Origin of the sequence: Micromonospora sp. NPDC049114, from assembly GCF_040648635.1 — a bacterium.
Classification (GTDB): domain Bacteria; phylum Actinomycetota; class Actinomycetes; order Mycobacteriales; family Micromonosporaceae; genus Micromonospora.
In genome coordinates this window covers 15,402-32,363 of the sequence record NZ_JBEZEA010000001.1, presented here as the reverse complement: position 1 = coordinate 32,363, position 16,962 = coordinate 15,402, and the positions used below count along the sequence as shown (strand labels likewise).

Sequence of the window (16,962 nt, the reverse complement as noted above, 5' to 3'; positions counted from 1 at the left end):
CGGCGGGGGCATGGGCGATCGGCCGCACGTCTGGCAGGCTGGTGCGGTGACCGTGAGCGCGAGGAGTGAGCTTGCGAGCCCCGCAGGCGTGAACAGTGCCAATCGTGTCTACACCCCTCGACGCGCGGCACGGGTGCTGCTCGTCGACGCGGTCGGCCGGGTCCTGCTGTTCCACGGCTTCGACCCGGCCTGCCCGGAGCACCGCTACTGGTTCACTCCCGGCGGCGGGCTCGACGAGGCGGAGTCCCCGTCGGCCGGCGCGGCACGGGAGCTCGCCGAGGAGACCGGGCTGCGGGTCGATCCCGCCGAGCTGGGCGAGCCCGTCTGGTCCGACACGACCGAGTTTCCGTTCGACGGCGACTGGTACCGCCAGGAGCAGGATTTCTTCCTGTTCCGGGTGCCGTCGTGGCAGGTCGACACCGTCGGCTTCAACGACGTCGAGCAGCGCAGCATCGCCGGCCACCGCTGGTGGCTGCCGGCCGAGCTGGCCGCCAGCGGCGACCGGTACTACCCGCCCGAGCTGCCCGACCTGCTGGCCCGGCTCCTGCCGCCGGCCGTCGAGGCGTCGTGCTGACCCCGCCGCGCACCGTCGTACGCCGGGAGGCAGGCCTGTACGCGCTCGAACGGGCGCTGCAACGGCGCGGGTTCCGGCACGTGGCCGGCGCCGACGAAGCCGGTCGGGGGGCCTGCGCCGGCCCACTGGTCGCCGCCGCGGCGGTGCTGCCGGAGGGGCGACGCGGCGAGATCGACGGGCTGGCCGACTCCAAGCTGCTCACCCCGGCCAGCCGGGAGCGGGTGTACGCCGAGGTCGTGGACCGCGCCCTGGCGTACGCCGTGGTGGTCATTCCGGCCGACGAGGTCGACTCCCGGGGGCTGCACGTGTGCAACCTGGCAGCGATGCGCCGGGCGCTCGCCTCGCTCACGACCCGGCCGGAGTACGTGCTGACCGACGGCTTCGGCGTGGACGGCCTGGGCGTGCCGGGGCTGGCGGTCTGGAAGGGTGACCGGGTGGCCGCGTGTGTGGCGGCGGCCAGCGTGCTCGCCAAGGTCACCCGAGACCGGATCATGGTGGAGCTGGACGGGGTGTTCCCGGCGTACGGCTTCGCCGAACACAAGGGCTACATCACCCCGGAGCACAGCGCGGCGCTGCGGGAGCACGGACCGTGCCGGGAGCACCGCTTCTCGTACATCAATGTCGCCGCGGTCTCCGGCCGCGACGGCCGGCCGCCGCGCGCCCGACGGCCCGTCGGCCCGGCGTCGGACGAGCCGATGGAGCGCTCCTGGGCGTCAGGGGGTACCGTCGGCGTGGCGTTGGGCGAGCAGCCTCGGCCTCCGGCGCCGGTGGGGGAAGATGTGGTCATGGAAGGCGGAGTGCGATGAGCGCGGAAGATCTCGAAAAGTACGAGACCGAGATGGAGCTGCAGCTCTACCGGGAGTACCGCGACATTGTCCGCCAGTTCTCCTACGTGGTGGAGACGGAACGCCGGTTCTACCTGGCCAACCAGGTCGACCTGCACGTGCGTAACTCCGACGGCGAGGTCTACTTCGAGGTCGAGATGCACGACGCCTGGGTGTGGGACATGTATCGTCCTGCCCGCTTCGTGAAGAACGTCCGAGTGATGACCTTCAAGGACGTCAACGTCGAAGAGCTGGAGAAGCCCGACATCTCGCTGCCCGCCGACTCCGGCTTCGGCGGCTGACGACCCTCGGCCACGCCACGGTCCCCCCATCCGTGGCGCGGCCCGACGCGCCGGTCACTCGGCCGGCACCACAACCTCGACGCGCTGCACCAGGTTGTTGGCGAAGCCGCCACGATTCCACGGCTGCTCGACCGGCTGGGTCCGCCCGGACGCGTCGGTCGCCCGCGCGCTGAGCACGTACCGGCCGGGCGTCGCCGTCCACTCGTACCGCCACCGCCGCCACGCGAACTCCCCGCCCGCCGCCGGGTCCAGCTCGGCCGGCGCCCAGTTCGCACCGCCGTCGACGCTGACCTCCACCGCGACCACCGGCGCGTGGCCCGACCAGGCCCGCCCGTCCACAGTGCAGGGTCCTGCCGGGAGCAGCCGACGGCGCGTCATGAAGTCGGGAAAGCCCGGCGGGCGGACCAGCGCGCGCGGCTCGATCCGGGTGACCGGCACGCCCGGGTCGTCGGCGTCGCGCCGCAGCCGGTACGCCTCCGCGTTCTGGTAGCCCTCGAACGGCTCCGTCCGGACCTCGATCGAGCGCAGCCACTTCACGTGCGCCATGCCGTACCAGCCCGGCACGATCAGCCGCAGCGGGGCGCCGTGCTGCGGCAGCAGGGGAGCCCCGTTCATCTCGTACGCCAGCAGCACCTCCTCGCGCAGCGCGTCGGTCACCGACAGCGCCCGCTGGTAGTCCTGCTCGACACCGCGCTCGACGCCATGGTCGGCACCGGTGAAGACCACGTCGACCGCGTCCGCGCCCAGGCCCGCCTCGCGTAGCAGCGGAGCGAGGGGCGTGCCGGTCCACTCGGCGTTGCCGACCGCCTCGACCAGCCAGGGCTGGCTCACCGGCCGGGGGTGCAGCAGGGCCCGGCCGTTGCCGGCGCACTCCATCGTGACCCGGTGGGTGACACGGGGTCGCGCGCGCAGGTCGGCGAGGGTGACGGTCAGCGCACGGTCCACCGCGCCCCCGACGGTCAACGCGTGCGCCGCCGCGTCGACCTCCGGGATGTCGTAGTGGATCAGCAGGTAGTGCAGCCCGGCGGGGGTCACGTCGTACCGCAGCGCCTCCAGCGGAAGGCCGTGGTTGCGGGCGGCGAGCTGCAACTCCTCGGCACTGATCGCCTCGTCGGGCTCGGCGAGCCGCGACGGGCCGCTCACGTCCGCCACCGTCGGCGTCCGGTCATCGACAGTGGTCATGCGAGGCCTCCCCGGTGCAGACGGCGCCACCCGCCGTACGCGGCCCAGCCTAGGCCCTTTGTTCCGGCCCGGCGGTGGTGACCTGGTCCGCTGTGCGTCGGGTCGGGACAGCGTTCCCATAACAGATCATCGGGCGGTTCGGTGGTCGTCCACAGGACCCCCGGTTGTCCACAGCTTCGTCAGCCGGGCTGGCGGACGGCCCAGCCTTCGCCGGAGGCTGCCGTCATGCGACCGCCACCCGACGATCGGATCCGCCGCACGCTGCTGCTCTGCGCCGCGCTCCCGCTCGCACTGACCGTCCAGCTCTGCGGGCTGGCGGTGCTGGTCGCGGCGGTGCCCGGCCAACCACCGACGCCAACCGTGCCGGTCGCGGCCGTGACCGACCCGGCGCCTGGACCAGTGCCTGCCGGGCGGTTCCGCTGGCCCCTCGACGGGCCACCTCGTCCGGTGCGCCGGTTCGACCCGCCGCCCCGACCGTGGCTGCCCGGCCACCGTGGCGTCGACCTGGCCGCCCCGCCCGGAGCGGCGGTCCGCAGCGCCGGGCCGGGCACCGTGCTCTTCGCCGGCCTGGTGGCCGGCCGACCGGTCGTCACCGTCGGGCACGCCGACGGGCTGCGGACCACCTACGAGCCGGTCCAACCCGCCGTACGCCCCGGCCAGCCGGTCACCGCCGGCACGCCGCTGGGCGAACTGCTGCCCGGGCACCCGGGTTGCCCGTCGCAGGCGTGCCTGCACTGGGGCCTGCGGCGGGGCGAGGAGTATCTCGACCCCCTCTCCCTGCTCGGCCTCGGCCGGGTGCGGCTGCTCCCGGCGGACCCGCTTCCGGCGCACCTACTTCCGGCGCACCTGCTTCCCGGCGCCCCGATTTCGGTGCGTCCGCTCCCGCTCGGTCCGGGCGGGAGCGGGTCAGCGCTGGGCGAGCAACGCCGGCAGCCGAACGGCCAGCCGTTCGTACTCGTCGGCGGCGTTGTAGACCTGACCGGTGAGCCGCAGCCATCCGCGGCCGTTCCAACTCATCACCGCGACCTCGGCGGCGAGCCGCTCGCCGATCCGGGTCTGCAACGCCCGAGCCGCGTCGATCGTGGTGCCCGTGCCGGGCGGCAGCGGAATGAGGCGGAGAGCCACAGCCGGCCCGCCGGGGTCGGGCAGATCAGCGGGGGCCACCCCCAGCGCGTCCCCCACCACCCGCTGGCCGTACGCGGCGAGCGCGGCGTTGTGCGCCCGTACCCGGTCGACGCCGAGGCTGCGCAGCGTGAACAGTCCCGCCGGGGCGGCCAGCCAGGAGGTGTAGTCGAGCGTGGCCTGCCATTCGAGCCGGGCCGGGAAGCCGGCTTCCTGCTCCCACGAGACCACCAGCGGCTCGATCCGCTCCCGCCACTGGGGGGCGACCACCAGCAGGGCAGTGCCGCGCGGGGCGTACCCCCACTTGTGCAGGTTGCCCGCCCAGAAGTCCGCGCCGATGCTCGCGACGGTGGTGGCCAGCATCCCGGGGGCGTGTGCCGCGTCCACCAGAACGGGCACCCCGCTCTCGTGGGCCGCCCCGACGATGGCGGCGATCGGGAAGAGCCGGGCGGTGGCGGAGGTGAGCTGGTCGACGACGAGCAGCCGCGTCCGCCCCGGGCGCAGGCCGGCCCGGATGATCTGCACGATCTCTTCGTCGGTGGCGGCCAGCGGGATCGGCAGGACGCGGCTGACCGCGCCGGTGCGCCGGCACTCCCGCTGGATGGCCAGGCTCACCGCCCCGTACCCGTGGTCGGTGCTGAGCACCTCGTCACCGGGTCGCAGGCCCACCGACTGCAGCACCACGGCGACGCCGGTGGTGGTGTTTCCGATCAGCGCGCTGCCCTCCGGGTCGGCGCCCAGGAACCCGGCGAGGTGCCGGCGGGTGTGCGCGATCCGGTCGGCGAGCCCCTGGGTGAAGAAGCGCAGCGGGTTGGCCTCCATCTCGTCGCGCAGCCGCTGCTGGACTCGCTGCACGCCGATCGGCACCGCGCCGAACGATCCGTGGTTGAGATGGCTGACCGCCGGGTCCAGGGAGAAGAGCAGGCGGGCGCCCGGGATCGGCTCGGGTGGCTGCGGGACGCTCACCCGATGATCGTAACCGTCGAGCGGTCCGGCCCCTGGGCCCTTGATCAGGCGCGGGGATGTGCCTGCCGGTAGGCGGCGCGCAGCCGCTCCACCGAGACGTGGGTGTAGATCTGCGTACTGGCCAGCGACGAGTGGCCGAGCAACTCCTGCACGGCGCGCAGGTCGGCCCCGCCCTCCAGCAGATGAGTGGCGGCGGAGTGGCGCAGCCCGTGCGGGCTGGTCCGCGGAAGGCCGGCCGTCTCGGCGTACCCGCCGACGATCTGTCGCGCCGTCGTCGGGTTGAGCCGGCCACCGCGCGCCCCGAGCAGCAGCGCGTCGCCGGAGCGGGCGCCCGCCACCAGCGGTCGGCCCCGGCGTAACCACTCGTCCAACGCCCGCTGCGCGGGCACCCCGTACGGCACCGAGCGCTCCCGGCCGCCCTTGCCGAACACCCGGATCACCCGGCGGCCGTGGTCGACGTCCCCGACGTCCAGTCCGCACGCCTCGCTGACCCGCACGCCGGTGGCGTAGAGCAGCTCCAGCAGAACCCGGTCGCGCAACAGCACCGCCTCGGCGGCTGCGGCATCCGGCGCCTCGCCGACGGCTCCCGTCGCAGTCGTGCTGTGGGCAGGCGTTGCCGTCGTGGCAGGGTCGTGCGCGGGCGTTGCCGTCGTGGCCGCGTCGGGCGCGGGCGTTGCCGTCGTGGTCCCGCTGTGCGCGGCTGCTTCCGTCGCGGTCGTGCCGTGCGCGGGCGTCGGTTGCCGGGACGGTGCCTCCACCAGGGCTGCGGCCTGGTCGGCGCGCAGGACGCTGGGCAACTCCCGGTGAGCACGAGGGCTGGCCAGTGCCGCGCCCACGTCGGTCGGGAGCAACCCGGCGCGGTGCGCCCACGCGCTGAACGCCCGCGCCGAGGCGGCCCGACGGGCCAGCGACGTACGGGCGGCACCCGTGGTCCGCTGCCGGGCCAGCCAGCTCCGCAGCACCGACAGGTCCAGCTCGGCCAGCTCCAGGCAGCCCATCCGCACGGCGTGGTCGAGCAACGTGACCACATCGGTGACGTACGCGCGGACGGTGTGCGCCGACCGGTTGCGGACCTGGGCGAGGTGCTCGGCGAAGTCGTCGACCGCGTCCCGCAGCGCCGGCGGCAGCGCCTGGTGGGTGGCCCGGGTGCCCCGGCGGGACCGGCTCACGGCAGTCGCGCCCAGGGCGGCGTCGCGGTTGCTGCCCCCCGCGCGGCGTGTGCACCCCCACTGACAGCTGGCACGGCACCAGCGTACGGCCGCGAGCCGCACAACGCTCGCCACTCTGGTGCCGGTGTCGCCACACCCGACGGCCGGGCACCGCGATGGTGCTGCGTCTGCTCAGGCGCCGCCCTTCGAGCCGGTTGGCGGGACAAGGGCGTAACCGTCGTCGCGGCGCACCACCATGGACAGCTCCTCCAGCAACGACAGCTTGCGCAGCGCGGTACGCACGGTCACGCCGGCTCGGGCGGCGAGCGCGTCCACACCTCGTACGCCCCGGCGGGGCAACGCCTCCAGCAGGGATCGGGCGTCGTCGTCCAAGGCGTCTGTCGGCCGCTGCGGGCCACGGGCCAGCGGGGCCAGGTCCGCGCCGACCCGGCCCACCTCCTCGAGCACGTGCGCCACCCCGGTGACCAGCCGCACCTCGGCGCACTCGCGGAGCAACTCGTGTGCCCCGACGGACATCGCCGAGGTCACCGGCCCGGGCACGACCATCGCGACCCGCCCGGTGTGGATGGCCCGCCGGGCGGTCTGCGTCGCGCCGCTGCGCGCCGACGCCTCCACCACGACGGTGCCGAGGGTGCCCCCGGCGATGACCCGGTTGCGGATCAGGAACCGGGGACGCAGCGGCTCGGCGCCGGGTGGCCACTCGCTGACCAGCAGCCCCGTGTCGGCGATCCGGTCGAAGAGCGCGGTGTTGCCCATCGGATACGGCCGGTCCACCCCGCAGGCCAGCACCGCGACGGTCAACCCGCCCGCGTTGAGGGCACCCCGGTGGGCTGCCGCGTCGATGCCGAACGCGCCGCCGGAGACCACTGTCCAGTCCCGCTCGGCCAGCCCGTACCCCAGTTCGGTGGCGACGTGCTGGCCGTAACCGGTGGCCGCCCGCGCGCCGACCACCGCCACCGAGCGCTCCAGCGCCTCGCCCAGGTCCCAGGCCCCGCGTACCCAGAAGCAGAGCGGCGGCGCGGTCTCGCCGTCCACCCGGCGGATGGCGTTCGGCAGCCGGAGCGTCTTCAGGCCGGCCACCCGGACCGGCCACTCCGCGTCGTCGGGGGTGACCAGGCGGGCGCCGAGCCGGTCGGCCCTCGCCAACGCCTCGGCGGCGACCGCCCGCGCGTCACCGGCGGCCGACCGGGCGGCCACCGTGCTGTGCAGCCAGCCGTCGGGGCTGCCGCCGTCGAGCAACAGATCCAGTGTCGCGACCGGACCGAGCCGGTCGACCAGTTGGTGCACCGCCCGGGTGCCCGGCTCGGCCAACCAGGTCAGCGCCACCCGGGCCAGCCTGCTCTCCTCGTCGGCGCTCATGCCGCCTCCCCCGTTCGTAGTTGGATCGCCTCTCGTACGTCGTCGCGGTCCGGCCGGTCCCGGCCGTCCAGGTCCGCGATGGTCCAGGCCATCCGGATCACCCGGTCGAAGCCCCGCGCCGAGAGCGAGCCGGAGTCGAGTCGGCCGCGCAGCTCGGCGGTCACCGGCGCCGGGAGCCGCCACGGTGGGCGGCGCAGGAGCGGCCCGTCCACCTCGGCGTTGAGTCGCCGCCCGAGGCTTGCCCAGCGGGCGGCGGCCGCGCGGCGGGCCGCCGCGACCCGGGCGGCGACAGTGGCCGATGACTCGGCGTCGCCGACGGACGCCATCAGCTCCGCCGCCCGGACCGGCATCAGCCGCACCTGCACGTCGATCCGGTCGAGCAGCGGCCCGGAGAGCCGGCTCAGGTAGCGACGGCGCACCAGCGGCGAGCACTCGCAGTACGCGTCACCGGACGGCTTCGCGCACGGGCACGGATTGGCGGCCAGCACCAGTTGGGTCCGGGCCGGGTATTCGGTGCCGCCCCCGCTGCGGCTCAGCAGGATGCGACCGTTTTCCAGTGGCTGGCGCAGCGCCTCCAGCGCGCCCTTGCTGAACTCCGGCGCCTCGTCCAGGAACAGCACCCCGCGGTGGGCCAGCGACACCGCGCCGGGGCGGGCCAGCCCGGAACCGCCGCCGACGAGGGACGGGATCGTCGCCGTGTGGTGCGGCGCCTGGAACGGCGGGCGGCGCAGCAGTCGACCACCCGGTGGCAGCAGCCCGGCGACCGAGTGCAGCGCGGTCACCTCCAGCGCCGCGTCGTCGTCCAGCTCGGGCAGGAGTGACGGCAGCCGCTCGGCCAGCATCGTCTTGCCGGCGCCCGGAGGGCCGAGCAGCGCGATGTGGTGCCCGCCCGCCGCGGCGACCTCCAGCGCCCGCCGACCCAGCTGCTGCCCGGCGACCTCGGCGAGGTCGGGGCCGCCGGGAACCGGTTCCGGGGTGTCCGACGGTGGTTCGATGAGTGGGCTGCCGTCGCGGACGAAGGCGACCAGCCGGTGCAGCGTGTCCACCGCCCGCACCCGTACGCCGGGGATGACCGCGGCCTCGGCGGCGTTGCCGGTCGGCACGATGACCCGGTCGACGCCGGCCTTGGCCGCTGCGGCGACCATCGGCAGCACCCCGCGCACCGGCCGGACCGTGCCGTCCAGGCCCAGCTCGCCGAGGACCACCACCCCCTCCAGCGGGAGCAGCGGCAGCTCACCCGAGCCGCCCAGCAGCGCGGCGGCGATCGCCAGATCGAACGCCGAGCCGAACTTCGGCAGCGTTGCCGGCAGCAGGTTCAGCGTGATCCGCCGGTTGGGCCAGCGTTGGCCGGAGTTGACCACTGCGGCCCGGACCCGGTCGCGGGCCTCGTGCAGGGCCGTGTCCGGCAGACCGGAGATCACCACGGCCGGCAGGCCGGCGGCCAGGTCCGCCTCGACCTCGACGAGGTGGCCGTTGACGCCGACCAGCCCCACGCAGAGCACCTTCGCGTAGCTCATGACGCGTCACCGATCCGTCGGCGGCGCATCTCAGAACGCGCCCTTGAGGTGGTCGACCTGCGCGGGACCGGCGGCGGGCAGTCGTACCGACAGCACGTCGAACCGCACCTCGTCGGCGCTGGTGCCGGTCTCGGCGAGCCAGATCGCGGCGAGCCCGCGCAGGCGACGGGCCTTGGCTGGTACGACAGCTTCGGCCGGTGTGCCGAACACGTCGCCCCGACGTGTCTTCACCTCGCAGAACGCGAGCACCGGCCCGTCCCAGGCGATGATGTCGATCTCGCCTTGCGGGCAGCGCCAGTTCCGGGCGATCGGGCGTAGCCCCGCCTCGCTGAGGTGCCGGGCGGCACACCGCTCGCCGTACGCGCCGACCGCCTGGTTCCGCTTCGTCATGGCCGCGACGGTGCCCGTCCGAGTGCGCGCGTCGCGACCCCGCGACGGCCCGGCTGTGGACGACGGGCGTCCTGTGGACAACCGGACGATCAAGCCCGCGCCGTGTTATGCAGCGACCCGGACGAGGAGCTGCGCCCTTCACCGGCCGACCGGGCTGAAATGGCGCGGACGTGGCCGGTCGCATACGGTGCCTGACGTGGACGGACGACGGAGCTTTCCGGAAGATCAGGAGTCGCGCTGGTACCCCGACGAGCGGGGTCGCGGTTACGGCGATTCCGAGTGGCGCGGCATGGGTGAGCCGCGATACCGGGACAGCGAGATCCCCGAGCAGCGCGGCGGCGAAGACGGTCGATCCCTCGAGGACACCGGCATCGGTCGACGCCGTGAGCCGGATCCGGCTCCCTTCGGCGCCATCCCGGAACCGGGCTCGGGCCGCTTCGGCGCGGTGGACGCGGGCCGCTTCGGTGGCCCGCCGGAGTCGGACTCCGGCCGTCTGAACGTGGTGGACTCGGGCCGTTTCGGTGGCCCGCCGGAGTCGGACTCCGGCCGTCTGAGCGCGGTGGACGCCGGCCGTTTCGGTGGCCCGCCCGAGTCGGACTCGGGGCGGTTCGGCGCCGTCGACGCCCAAGCGGGGATGTTCGGCAGCGGCGAGGCCGACTCCGGACGCTTCGGCGCTGTCGACCCGCTTGGTGACGCGCGTACGGAGGGGGACGGTTACCGGGCGACCCGCTCCCGCAGGGCGGATCGGGACCCCTCGGAGATCTCCGGGGAGCTGCCCGGCCGCCGGGCCGCCCGAGAGCCGCTGAGCCCGGCCACGCCCGAGGTGGCCCGGGACGCCACGCCGGCGGCCGGTGTGCTCGCCGATCAGGCCCGGCCCGCCCCGCTCGCCGGATATCCGATCATCGAGCCGACCCGGGGCGGCGGGGAGCAGCCGCACCCGCTGGAGATGCCGACCGGCCCGATGCCGGGGATCGGCCCGCGGCCCGACCTGTCCGCCGGCGAGCCGCCGGTGTACCCCCAGCCGGCCGACGGTGTCTACCGGACCCGTCGCCCGGCGTTGGCCGCGCTCTTCGCCCTGCTGGCGTTGATTTTCGAGATCCCCGCGCTGCGGGTGTTGCTGGCGGGCGTGACCGGCGACCCGCTGGACGCTGGCAACGTCGTGGTGGGCATCTGCCTGGTAGCCGGGCTGCCGATCTTCGCAGCGGGGCTGTACGGACTCAGAACCGGCGGACTGGCGCTTTCCGACGGCGGACGGGGATGGCTGCGTCCTCCGACGGCGTACCTGACCGTCGGCCTGGTGCTCTTCGTCGCCGCCGCCCTCGCCGCCGGCTGAGTTCCACCCGCACAGCTCCGCCCGACAGACCCGCCGGCGGGCCCCGCCTGGCAGCCGGCCCGGCGGGCCCCGCCTGGCAGCCCCGCCCGCGCTGCACCCGGAGGTCGTCGGGCGGGGGAGGGGCGTACACTGGCCAACTGGCGACCGCCTCGCGCGGTCGACCTCGCGTGCCCTCTTCACGAATCGTCGTGAAGCGACGGCCTCCCTGGTCCCGATCTTGATCGGGCCCACCATGGGCCGGCGACCAGGCGCCAGGACGCCCGGCCACCGGCCGGGCGTGACAACCAGGGATCTTGAGGAGTACCCCACCCATGGCCGTCGTGACCATGCGCCAGCTGCTGGAGAGCGGTGTCCACTTCGGGCACCAGACCCGGCGTTGGAACCCGAAGATGAAGCGCTTCATCATGACCGAGCGCAACGGCATCTACATCATCGACCTGCGCCAGACTCTCGACTACATCGAGAAGGCGTACGAGTTCGTGCGTGGGACCGTCGCGGAGGGTGGCAGCATCCTCTTCGTCGGCACCAAGAAGCAGGCCCAGGAGGCCATCGCCGAGCAGGCGACCCGGGTCGGTCAGCCGTACGTCAACCACCGCTGGCTCGGTGGCATGCTGACCAACTTCCAGACCGTGTACAAGCGCCTCCAGCGGATGAAGGAGCTGGAGGGCCTGGGTGACCTCAGCGGCACCGCCGCCGGTTACACCAAGAAGGAGACCCTGCAGCTCTCCCGCGAGAAGATCAAGCTGACCCGCACGCTGGGTGGTCTGCGGGACATGCAGAAGCTGCCGGCCGCGGTCTGGATCGTCGACACCAAGAAGGAGCACATCGCCGTCGACGAGGCCCGCAAGCTGGGCATCCCGGTGATCGCCGTTCTCGACACCAACTGCGACCCGGACGAGGTCGACTTCCCGATCCCGGGCAACGACGACGCGATCCGCTCCGCCGAGCTGCTGACCCGCGTGGTCGCGGCCGCCGTCGCGGACGGTCTGATCGCGCGGTCCGGTCGTCGCCGGGGCGGGGACGAGAAGCCCGAGGGCGTCGCGAGCGACGAGCCGCTGGCCGAGTGGGAGCGCGAGCTGCTGGAGCCGAAGAAGGCCGACGAGTCGGCCGCCCCGGCCGAGCAGCCCGCCGCTGCCGCCGCCGAGCAGCCCGCTCCGGAGCAGCCGGCGCAGGCCGCCACCGAGCAGCCGGCGGCCGCCACCGCGGAGTGACCCGCACCGTCGCTGCCCGTCCGTCCGTTTTTCCGCGGACGGCGGGCAGCGGCGGTACGCCGGGCACGATCCGCCCGGATCCGGGTAACCGGCACCTCTGACCATCCACACGCCGTCTCAACACCGAAGAGAGAGCCATGTCCCAAATCACCGCCGCGGACGTCAAGAAGCTCCGCGACCTCACCGGCGCCGGCATGATGGACAGCAAGAAGGCGCTGACCGAGGCCGAGGGCGACTTCGACAAGGCCATCGAGATCCTGCGCGTCAAGGGCGCCAAGGATGTCGGCAAGCGGGCCGGTCGTACGGCCGCCAACGGCCTGGTCGCCCACTCCGGCAAGGCGCTGCTCGAGCTCAACTGCGAGACCGACTTCGTCGCCAAGACCGAGTCGTTCATCGCGCTGGCCCAGCAGCTGGTGGAGCACGGCGAGCGTTCCGGCGTGAACAACGCCGAGGAGCTGCTCGCCTCCGAGCTGGACGGCAAGGTCGTCGCGGACCTGGTCCAGGAGCAGTCCGCCAAGATCGGCGAGAAGCTGGTGCTGAACCGCTTCGCCAAGGTCGAGGGCACCACCGCGGTCTACCTGCACCGCAAGGCGCAGGACCTGCCGCCGGCCGTCGGCGTGCTGGTGTCGTACACCGGCAAGTCCGACGAGGCGGGCGACGCTGACGCCCGTGGTGTCGCCATGCAGATCGCCGCGATGCGGCCGAAGTACCTCACCCGGGACGAGGTTCCGGCCGAGGTCGTCGAGTCCGAGCGGCGCATCGCCGAGCAGACCGCCCGCGAGGAGAACAAGCCCGAGGCGGCCCTGCCGAAGATCGTCGAGGGTCGGGTGAACTCCTTCTTCAAGGACTACGTCCTCGTCGAGCAGTCGTCCGTGGCCGACAACAAGAAGACGGTGAAGCAGATGCTGGCCGAGGCCGGTATCGAGGTCACCCGCTTCGTGCGGTTCGAGGTCGGCCAGGCCTGAGCCGCCACCGGGCGCCGCGCGCGCCCGTGGGCAGGAAACGTCGACGAGGAGGCCGCCGGTGTACGTGACAGGCACCGCGGCCTCCTCGTCACATAGGGTCGGCAGCGGCAGGTTCGCGGTAACGCGTCGCGCGGGGCGTGCGCGTGGGGGAAGGCGGGGCGGATGACGCAGGTTGTGAGTGACCGGACGCTGGCGGTGGACGATCCGACGGCGCCGCCGCCGGGGCGGGCCCGCCGGGTGGTGCTGAAGCTCTCGGGTGAGGTGTTCGGTGGCGGCGCGATCGGCGTCGACCCGGACGTCGTGCAGGCCATCGCCCGGCAGATCGCCACAGTGGTCCGCCGCGGCGTGCAGGTCTCCGTGGTGGTCGGCGGGGGCAACTTCTTCCGTGGCGCGGAGCTGCAGAAGCGCGGGATGGACCGCGCTCGCGCCGACTACATGGGCATGCTCGGCACCGTGATGAACTGCCTCGCGTTGCAGGACTTCCTGGAGAAGGAAGGCATCGAGACCCGGGTGCAGAGCGCCATCACGATGGCCCAGGTCGCCGAACCGTACATCCCGCTGCGGGCGATCCGGCACCTGGAGAAGGGCCGTGTGGTCATCTTCGGCGCCGGCGCGGGCATGCCGTACTTCTCCACCGACACGGTGGCCGCCCAGCGGGCGCTGGAGATCCGGGCCGACGTGGTGCTGATGAGCAAGAACGGCGTGGACGGCGTGTACACCGCCGATCCGCGGGTCGACCCCACCGCCAGCAAGCTCGACTCGATCACCTTCTCCGAGGTGCTGCGCCGCAACCTGCGGGTGGCCGACGCCGCGGCGTTCAGCCTCTGCATGGAGAACGGCCTGCCGATGTTGGTCTTCGGCGCGCAGGGTGACGACACCATCATCCGCGCGGTGGGTGGCGACAAGATCGGCACCCTGATCACCGCCTGAGCGTGACCGGCAGCGGCCCGGACGACTTTCAGCAGAGCCCACGACGAGCACAGAAGGAGGCGAGGAGACCGGTGATCGACGACACCCTCCTCGAGGCCGAGGAGAAGATGGAGCGTGCCGTTGAGCACGCCAAGGAGGAGTTCGGCGCGATCCGTACCGGTCGCGCCAACGCCGCCATGTTCTCCAAGGTCATCATCGACTACTACGGCACGCCCACTCCGTTGACGCAGATGGCGTCCATCGCGGTTCCCGAGCCGCGGATGGCCATCATCAAGCCGTACGACAACTCGCAGATCAACGCGATGGAGAAGGCGATCCGCGACTCGGACCTCGGGGTGAACCCGAACAACGAGGGCAACCAGCTGCGCATCCTGCTCCCGCAGATGACCGAGGAGCGCCGCCGCGACATGATCAAGGTGGCCCGGCACAAGGGCGAGGAGGCCAAGGTGGCGATCCGCAACGTCCGCCGCCGTGGCAAGGAGGAGCTGGACCGGATCGTCAAGGACGGCGAGGCCGGCGAGGACGACGGTCGCCGCGCCGAGAAGGAACTGGACGACCTGACGCAGCGCTACGTCGCCAACATCGACGACCTGGTCAAGCACAAGGAGACCGAGCTGCTGGAGGTCTGAGGCCCGACCCGGCGTCCGCCGGGTGAGCAGCCGATGCGAGGCCCGCCCCCGATCCGGGGACGGGCCTCGCGCCGTCGGAGCGTCAGTGGGGGATCCGGACGGTACGGGTCGTCTCGGTCAGGGTCGTTCCGACGTACGCGTCGTGCAGCTCGAAGCGCACGGTGGCCCGACCCGGATGCAGCACCGGGTCGGCCCGGTAGAAGCCCATCGAGATGCTGGCGGTGCCGCCGTCGCAGACGATCTCGCCGGCGCCGAGGCCGCCGGTGGCCCAGTAGGTCGGCAGGCCGTCCTGGGTCAGCGACGCCGACAGGAAGTACACGCCGGTCGGGCAGTTGCGCACCTCCCCCCGGGCGGTGGCGGCCGGGAACGCCGGCCCGGTGCCGTCGGGGCTCCCGTCGTACAGGTAGATCTCGCTGGTGCGGTGGTCGATCCTGATGGTGGCGTTCCGTGTCGCCGCGGTGGCCGGTGGGGCCGCCGTCAGGACGAGGGCGGCCATCGTCAGCACCGCCAGGCTGATTCTGCGCACGAATGTTCCTTCCCCGTTGCTGTGGTGCAGACCGCCGGCGGACGCCGGCACACCGACAGCCGACCACCGACGGGTGGCGCGGGTCATCCCCTGTTCGCCCGGATGCTCGGTCGGATAGGCGTCGATGCGCCGGGGGCGCTCGGGCGGGCGGCGGGGCGCGGTTCTCGGGCCGGCGTCGGGCCGTCGCCGTCGTGGCAGCGTGGGCCACTCGCCGGACCCCGCCCACCGCGACCCCGCGAGGGGCCTCGGCGGCCACTGGCGCCATCGTCCGCCTCGCCCCGGCGGCCGGTGCAGTAGGCTCGGCAGGATTCCCGGCCACCGGGCGGTGCGCACCGGGAATCGACCGACCGTCGGGGCGGTCGAGCCGGAGGAACACAGTCGCGCGTGTAGGGGATGCTTGTGGTCTTGCGTCATGTGGTGGTACTCGTGCCGCGTCGCGGTGCGTGATGTCCCACCCCGACCCCTACACCGACGAGCCGCGCGGCTGGGACCGACCCGAGCGCCCGGTGGCCCTGCCCTGGCCCGAGCAGGAGCTCGAGGCGGGGCAGTGGAGCCGCCGTCCGACAGCCGGGCCCGAGTTGTACGCCGAGCCACGAACCCGCCCGTACGCCGATCCGTACCCGGCCGACCCGTACGACGAGCGCGGCCGGACGGTCCGCCCGGACGACCGGGACCGCTTCGACGACCGGGACCGGCGCGACCGGTTCGACGACCGGGATCGCTACGACGACGAGCGGAACCAGTCTGACAGGTACGACGACCGGGGTCGCCCCGCCCGCTATGGCGACCGCCCGCCAGCGGGTGACGCGGCGCCACGTTATGCCGACCCGGGCGCCGGCCAGCGTTACGACGACAGTGCCGCGCCGCCGCACTTCGACGACGGTGACGTGCCGCCCTACTTCGACGACCGTGACGTTCCGCCGCGCTTCGACGACGATGCCGGTTTCCCGACGGCGCAGCTCGCGCCCATCGGCGCGGAGATCCTGCCGGACGACGACCCGGTGACCGAGCCGGAGCCCCCGAAGGGCCGGCGGCCGAGGGGCCGGCGACGGGCCAGCCTCGACCGGCCGGCGACCCAGCAGGTGGGCACCGGGCGGGCCGGCCGGAACCTGCCGGCGGCCATCGGGGTCGGGCTCGGCCTCGGCGCGCTGATCGTGGTGCCGCTGGTCTTCTACCCGCTGGCGTTCCTGCCGGTGATCGCCGCCGCCATCGCGGTGGGCATCTGGGAGATGGCCCGGGCGGTCCGCCGCAGCGGCGCCCACCCGCCGCTGGTGCCGCTGCTCGCCGGTGGCGTGCTGACCATCGGGCTGGCGTGGTTCGCCGGTCCGGACGCGCTCAGCCTTGGCCTGCTGGTCACCGTGCTGGGCACGATGGTCTGGCGGTTGGGCGACGGCCCGGCCGGCTTCCAGCGGGATCTCACCGCGGCCACCCTGATCGCTGTCTACGTGCCGTTCCTCGGTGGCTTCGCGGCGTTGCTGGCGGCGGCCCCCGACGACGGCCGGCTGCGCATCCTGGCCACGCTGATCGCGGTGGTCCTCTCCGACACCGGCGGGTACGCGGCCGGCGTCTCCTTCGGCCGCCACCCGATGGCCCCGTCGATCAGCCCCAAGAAGTCCTGGGAGGGTTTCGCCGGCTCGGTCACCGCGGCGGCGCTGGGCAGTGCCCTGCTGCTGTGGCTGATGTTCGAGGTGGCCCCCTGGTGGGGTGCCGTGTTCGGGGTGGCCGTCTCCTGTGCGGCGGTCCTCGGCGATCTCGCCGAATCGATGATCAAGCGGGACCTCGGGGTCAAGGACATGAGCAACCTGCTGCCCGGGCACGGCGGCCTGATGGACCGGTTGGACTCGATCCTGTTCGCGGTGCCGACCGCGTACCTGCTGTTGGCGATCTTCGTGCCGGTGGTGGGGTGAGGCATGGATCACGGTGGTCCGAGGGTTGCCGACCGGCGGTCGGGGTCGGTTCCACA

Annotated in this window: 16 protein-coding genes and 1 pseudogene; 10 read left to right on the top strand and 7 right to left on the bottom strand. The window is 73.5% G+C overall.

The genetic code is table 11. The features are described 5' to 3' along the window. Nucleotides 1-10: 10 nt before the first annotated feature. Genes AB0B39_RS00140 through AB0B39_RS00130 form a run of 3 tightly spaced genes read left to right on the top strand, consistent with a single transcriptional unit; the run spans nucleotide 11 to nucleotide 1,700 of the window. The gene (locus AB0B39_RS00140; RefSeq protein ID WP_357573101.1) at nucleotides 11-574 is read left to right on the top strand and encodes an NUDIX domain-containing protein; all 564 of its coding nucleotides are present in this window, start codon (nucleotides 11-13) and stop codon (nucleotides 572-574) included. After that, nucleotides 568-1,380, top strand: coding sequence for a ribonuclease HII (locus AB0B39_RS00135; RefSeq protein WP_357498032.1), 813 nt, complete (start codon nucleotides 568-570; stop codon nucleotides 1,378-1,380). The genes AB0B39_RS00140 and AB0B39_RS00135 overlap by 7 nt, the downstream gene beginning before the upstream one ends. Further along, nucleotides 1,377-1,700 (top strand): DUF2469 domain-containing protein, encoded by a 324-nt coding sequence (locus AB0B39_RS00130; protein ID WP_007075222.1) that lies wholly within the window; start codon nucleotides 1,377-1,379, stop codon nucleotides 1,698-1,700. The genes AB0B39_RS00135 and AB0B39_RS00130 overlap by 4 nt, the downstream gene beginning before the upstream one ends. A gap of 54 nt (nucleotides 1,701-1,754) precedes the next feature. Here AB0B39_RS00130 and AB0B39_RS00125 read toward each other — a convergent pair whose 3' ends face one another. Continuing rightward, nucleotides 1,755-2,882 (bottom strand): sulfite oxidase, encoded by a 1,128-nt coding sequence (locus tag AB0B39_RS00125; protein WP_357573100.1) that lies wholly within the window; start codon nucleotides 2,880-2,882, stop codon nucleotides 1,755-1,757. Nucleotides 2,883-3,107: 225 nt separating this feature from the next. Here AB0B39_RS00125 and AB0B39_RS00120 point away from each other — a divergent pair. After that, nucleotides 3,108-3,698: pseudogene (locus AB0B39_RS00120) on the top strand (M23 family metallopeptidase); the annotation flags it as partial. Between the two features lie 90 nt (nucleotides 3,699-3,788). Here the strand turns inward: AB0B39_RS00120 and AB0B39_RS00115 are convergent. From AB0B39_RS00115 to AB0B39_RS00095, 5 genes are all read right to left on the bottom strand, one after another. Continuing rightward, nucleotides 3,789-4,970, bottom strand: a complete 1,182-nt coding sequence (locus tag AB0B39_RS00115; protein ID WP_357573099.1) for an aminotransferase class V-fold PLP-dependent enzyme — start codon at nucleotides 4,968-4,970, stop codon at nucleotides 3,789-3,791. A 44-nt stretch (nucleotides 4,971-5,014) separates the two neighbouring features. Next, nucleotides 5,015-6,139, bottom strand: a complete 1,125-nt coding sequence (locus AB0B39_RS00110) for a tyrosine-type recombinase/integrase (RefSeq protein ID WP_357573098.1) — start codon at nucleotides 6,137-6,139, stop codon at nucleotides 5,015-5,017. 171 nt (nucleotides 6,140-6,310) lie between these two features. Further along, nucleotides 6,311-7,498, bottom strand: coding sequence for a DNA-processing protein DprA (dprA, locus tag AB0B39_RS00105; RefSeq protein WP_357573097.1), 1,188 nt, complete (start codon nucleotides 7,496-7,498; stop codon nucleotides 6,311-6,313). Then, nucleotides 7,495-9,015, bottom strand: coding sequence for a YifB family Mg chelatase-like AAA ATPase (locus AB0B39_RS00100; RefSeq protein ID WP_357573096.1), 1,521 nt, complete (start codon nucleotides 9,013-9,015; stop codon nucleotides 7,495-7,497). Before AB0B39_RS00100 ends, dprA begins: the two co-directional genes overlap by 4 nt. 30 nt (nucleotides 9,016-9,045) lie before the next feature. Then, nucleotides 9,046-9,405 (bottom strand): YraN family protein, encoded by a 360-nt coding sequence (locus tag AB0B39_RS00095; protein ID WP_234584233.1) that lies wholly within the window; start codon nucleotides 9,403-9,405, stop codon nucleotides 9,046-9,048. A gap of 187 nt (nucleotides 9,406-9,592) precedes the next feature. On the opposite strand from AB0B39_RS00095, the gene AB0B39_RS00090 reads away from it, so the two are divergent. From AB0B39_RS00090 to frr, 5 genes are all read left to right on the top strand, one after another. Next, nucleotides 9,593-10,738, top strand: coding sequence for a hypothetical protein (locus AB0B39_RS00090; protein WP_357573095.1), 1,146 nt, complete (start codon nucleotides 9,593-9,595; stop codon nucleotides 10,736-10,738). A gap of 311 nt (nucleotides 10,739-11,049) precedes the next feature. Continuing rightward, nucleotides 11,050-11,949: a 30S ribosomal protein S2 gene (gene rpsB, locus AB0B39_RS00085; protein WP_234584235.1), complete on the top strand. Its 900-nt coding sequence runs from the start codon at nucleotides 11,050-11,052 to the stop codon at nucleotides 11,947-11,949. A gap of 137 nt (nucleotides 11,950-12,086) precedes the next feature. Next, a complete protein-coding gene (gene tsf / locus AB0B39_RS00080; RefSeq protein ID WP_234584236.1) occupies nucleotides 12,087-12,914 on the top strand; it encodes a translation elongation factor Ts in 828 nt (275 codons plus the stop codon). 162 nt (nucleotides 12,915-13,076) lie between these two features. Further along, nucleotides 13,077-13,844, top strand: a complete 768-nt coding sequence (pyrH, locus tag AB0B39_RS00075) for a UMP kinase (protein ID WP_357573094.1) — start codon at nucleotides 13,077-13,079, stop codon at nucleotides 13,842-13,844. A 71-nt stretch (nucleotides 13,845-13,915) separates the two neighbouring features. Continuing rightward, nucleotides 13,916-14,473 (top strand): ribosome recycling factor, encoded by a 558-nt coding sequence (gene frr, locus AB0B39_RS00070; protein ID WP_204943784.1) that lies wholly within the window; start codon nucleotides 13,916-13,918, stop codon nucleotides 14,471-14,473. Between the two features lie 82 nt (nucleotides 14,474-14,555). On the opposite strand, the gene AB0B39_RS00065 is transcribed toward frr, so the two are convergent. After that, on the bottom strand, nucleotides 14,556-14,999 hold the full coding sequence (locus AB0B39_RS00065) for a hypothetical protein (protein ID WP_357498015.1): 444 nt from the start codon (nucleotides 14,997-14,999) through the stop codon (nucleotides 14,556-14,558). Between the two features lie 446 nt (nucleotides 15,000-15,445). Here AB0B39_RS00065 and AB0B39_RS00060 point away from each other — a divergent pair, with 446 nt between their 5' ends. Then, on the top strand, nucleotides 15,446-16,906 hold the full coding sequence (locus AB0B39_RS00060) for a phosphatidate cytidylyltransferase (RefSeq protein ID WP_357573093.1): 1,461 nt from the start codon (nucleotides 15,446-15,448) through the stop codon (nucleotides 16,904-16,906). Nucleotides 16,907-16,962: the final 56 nt, after the last annotated feature.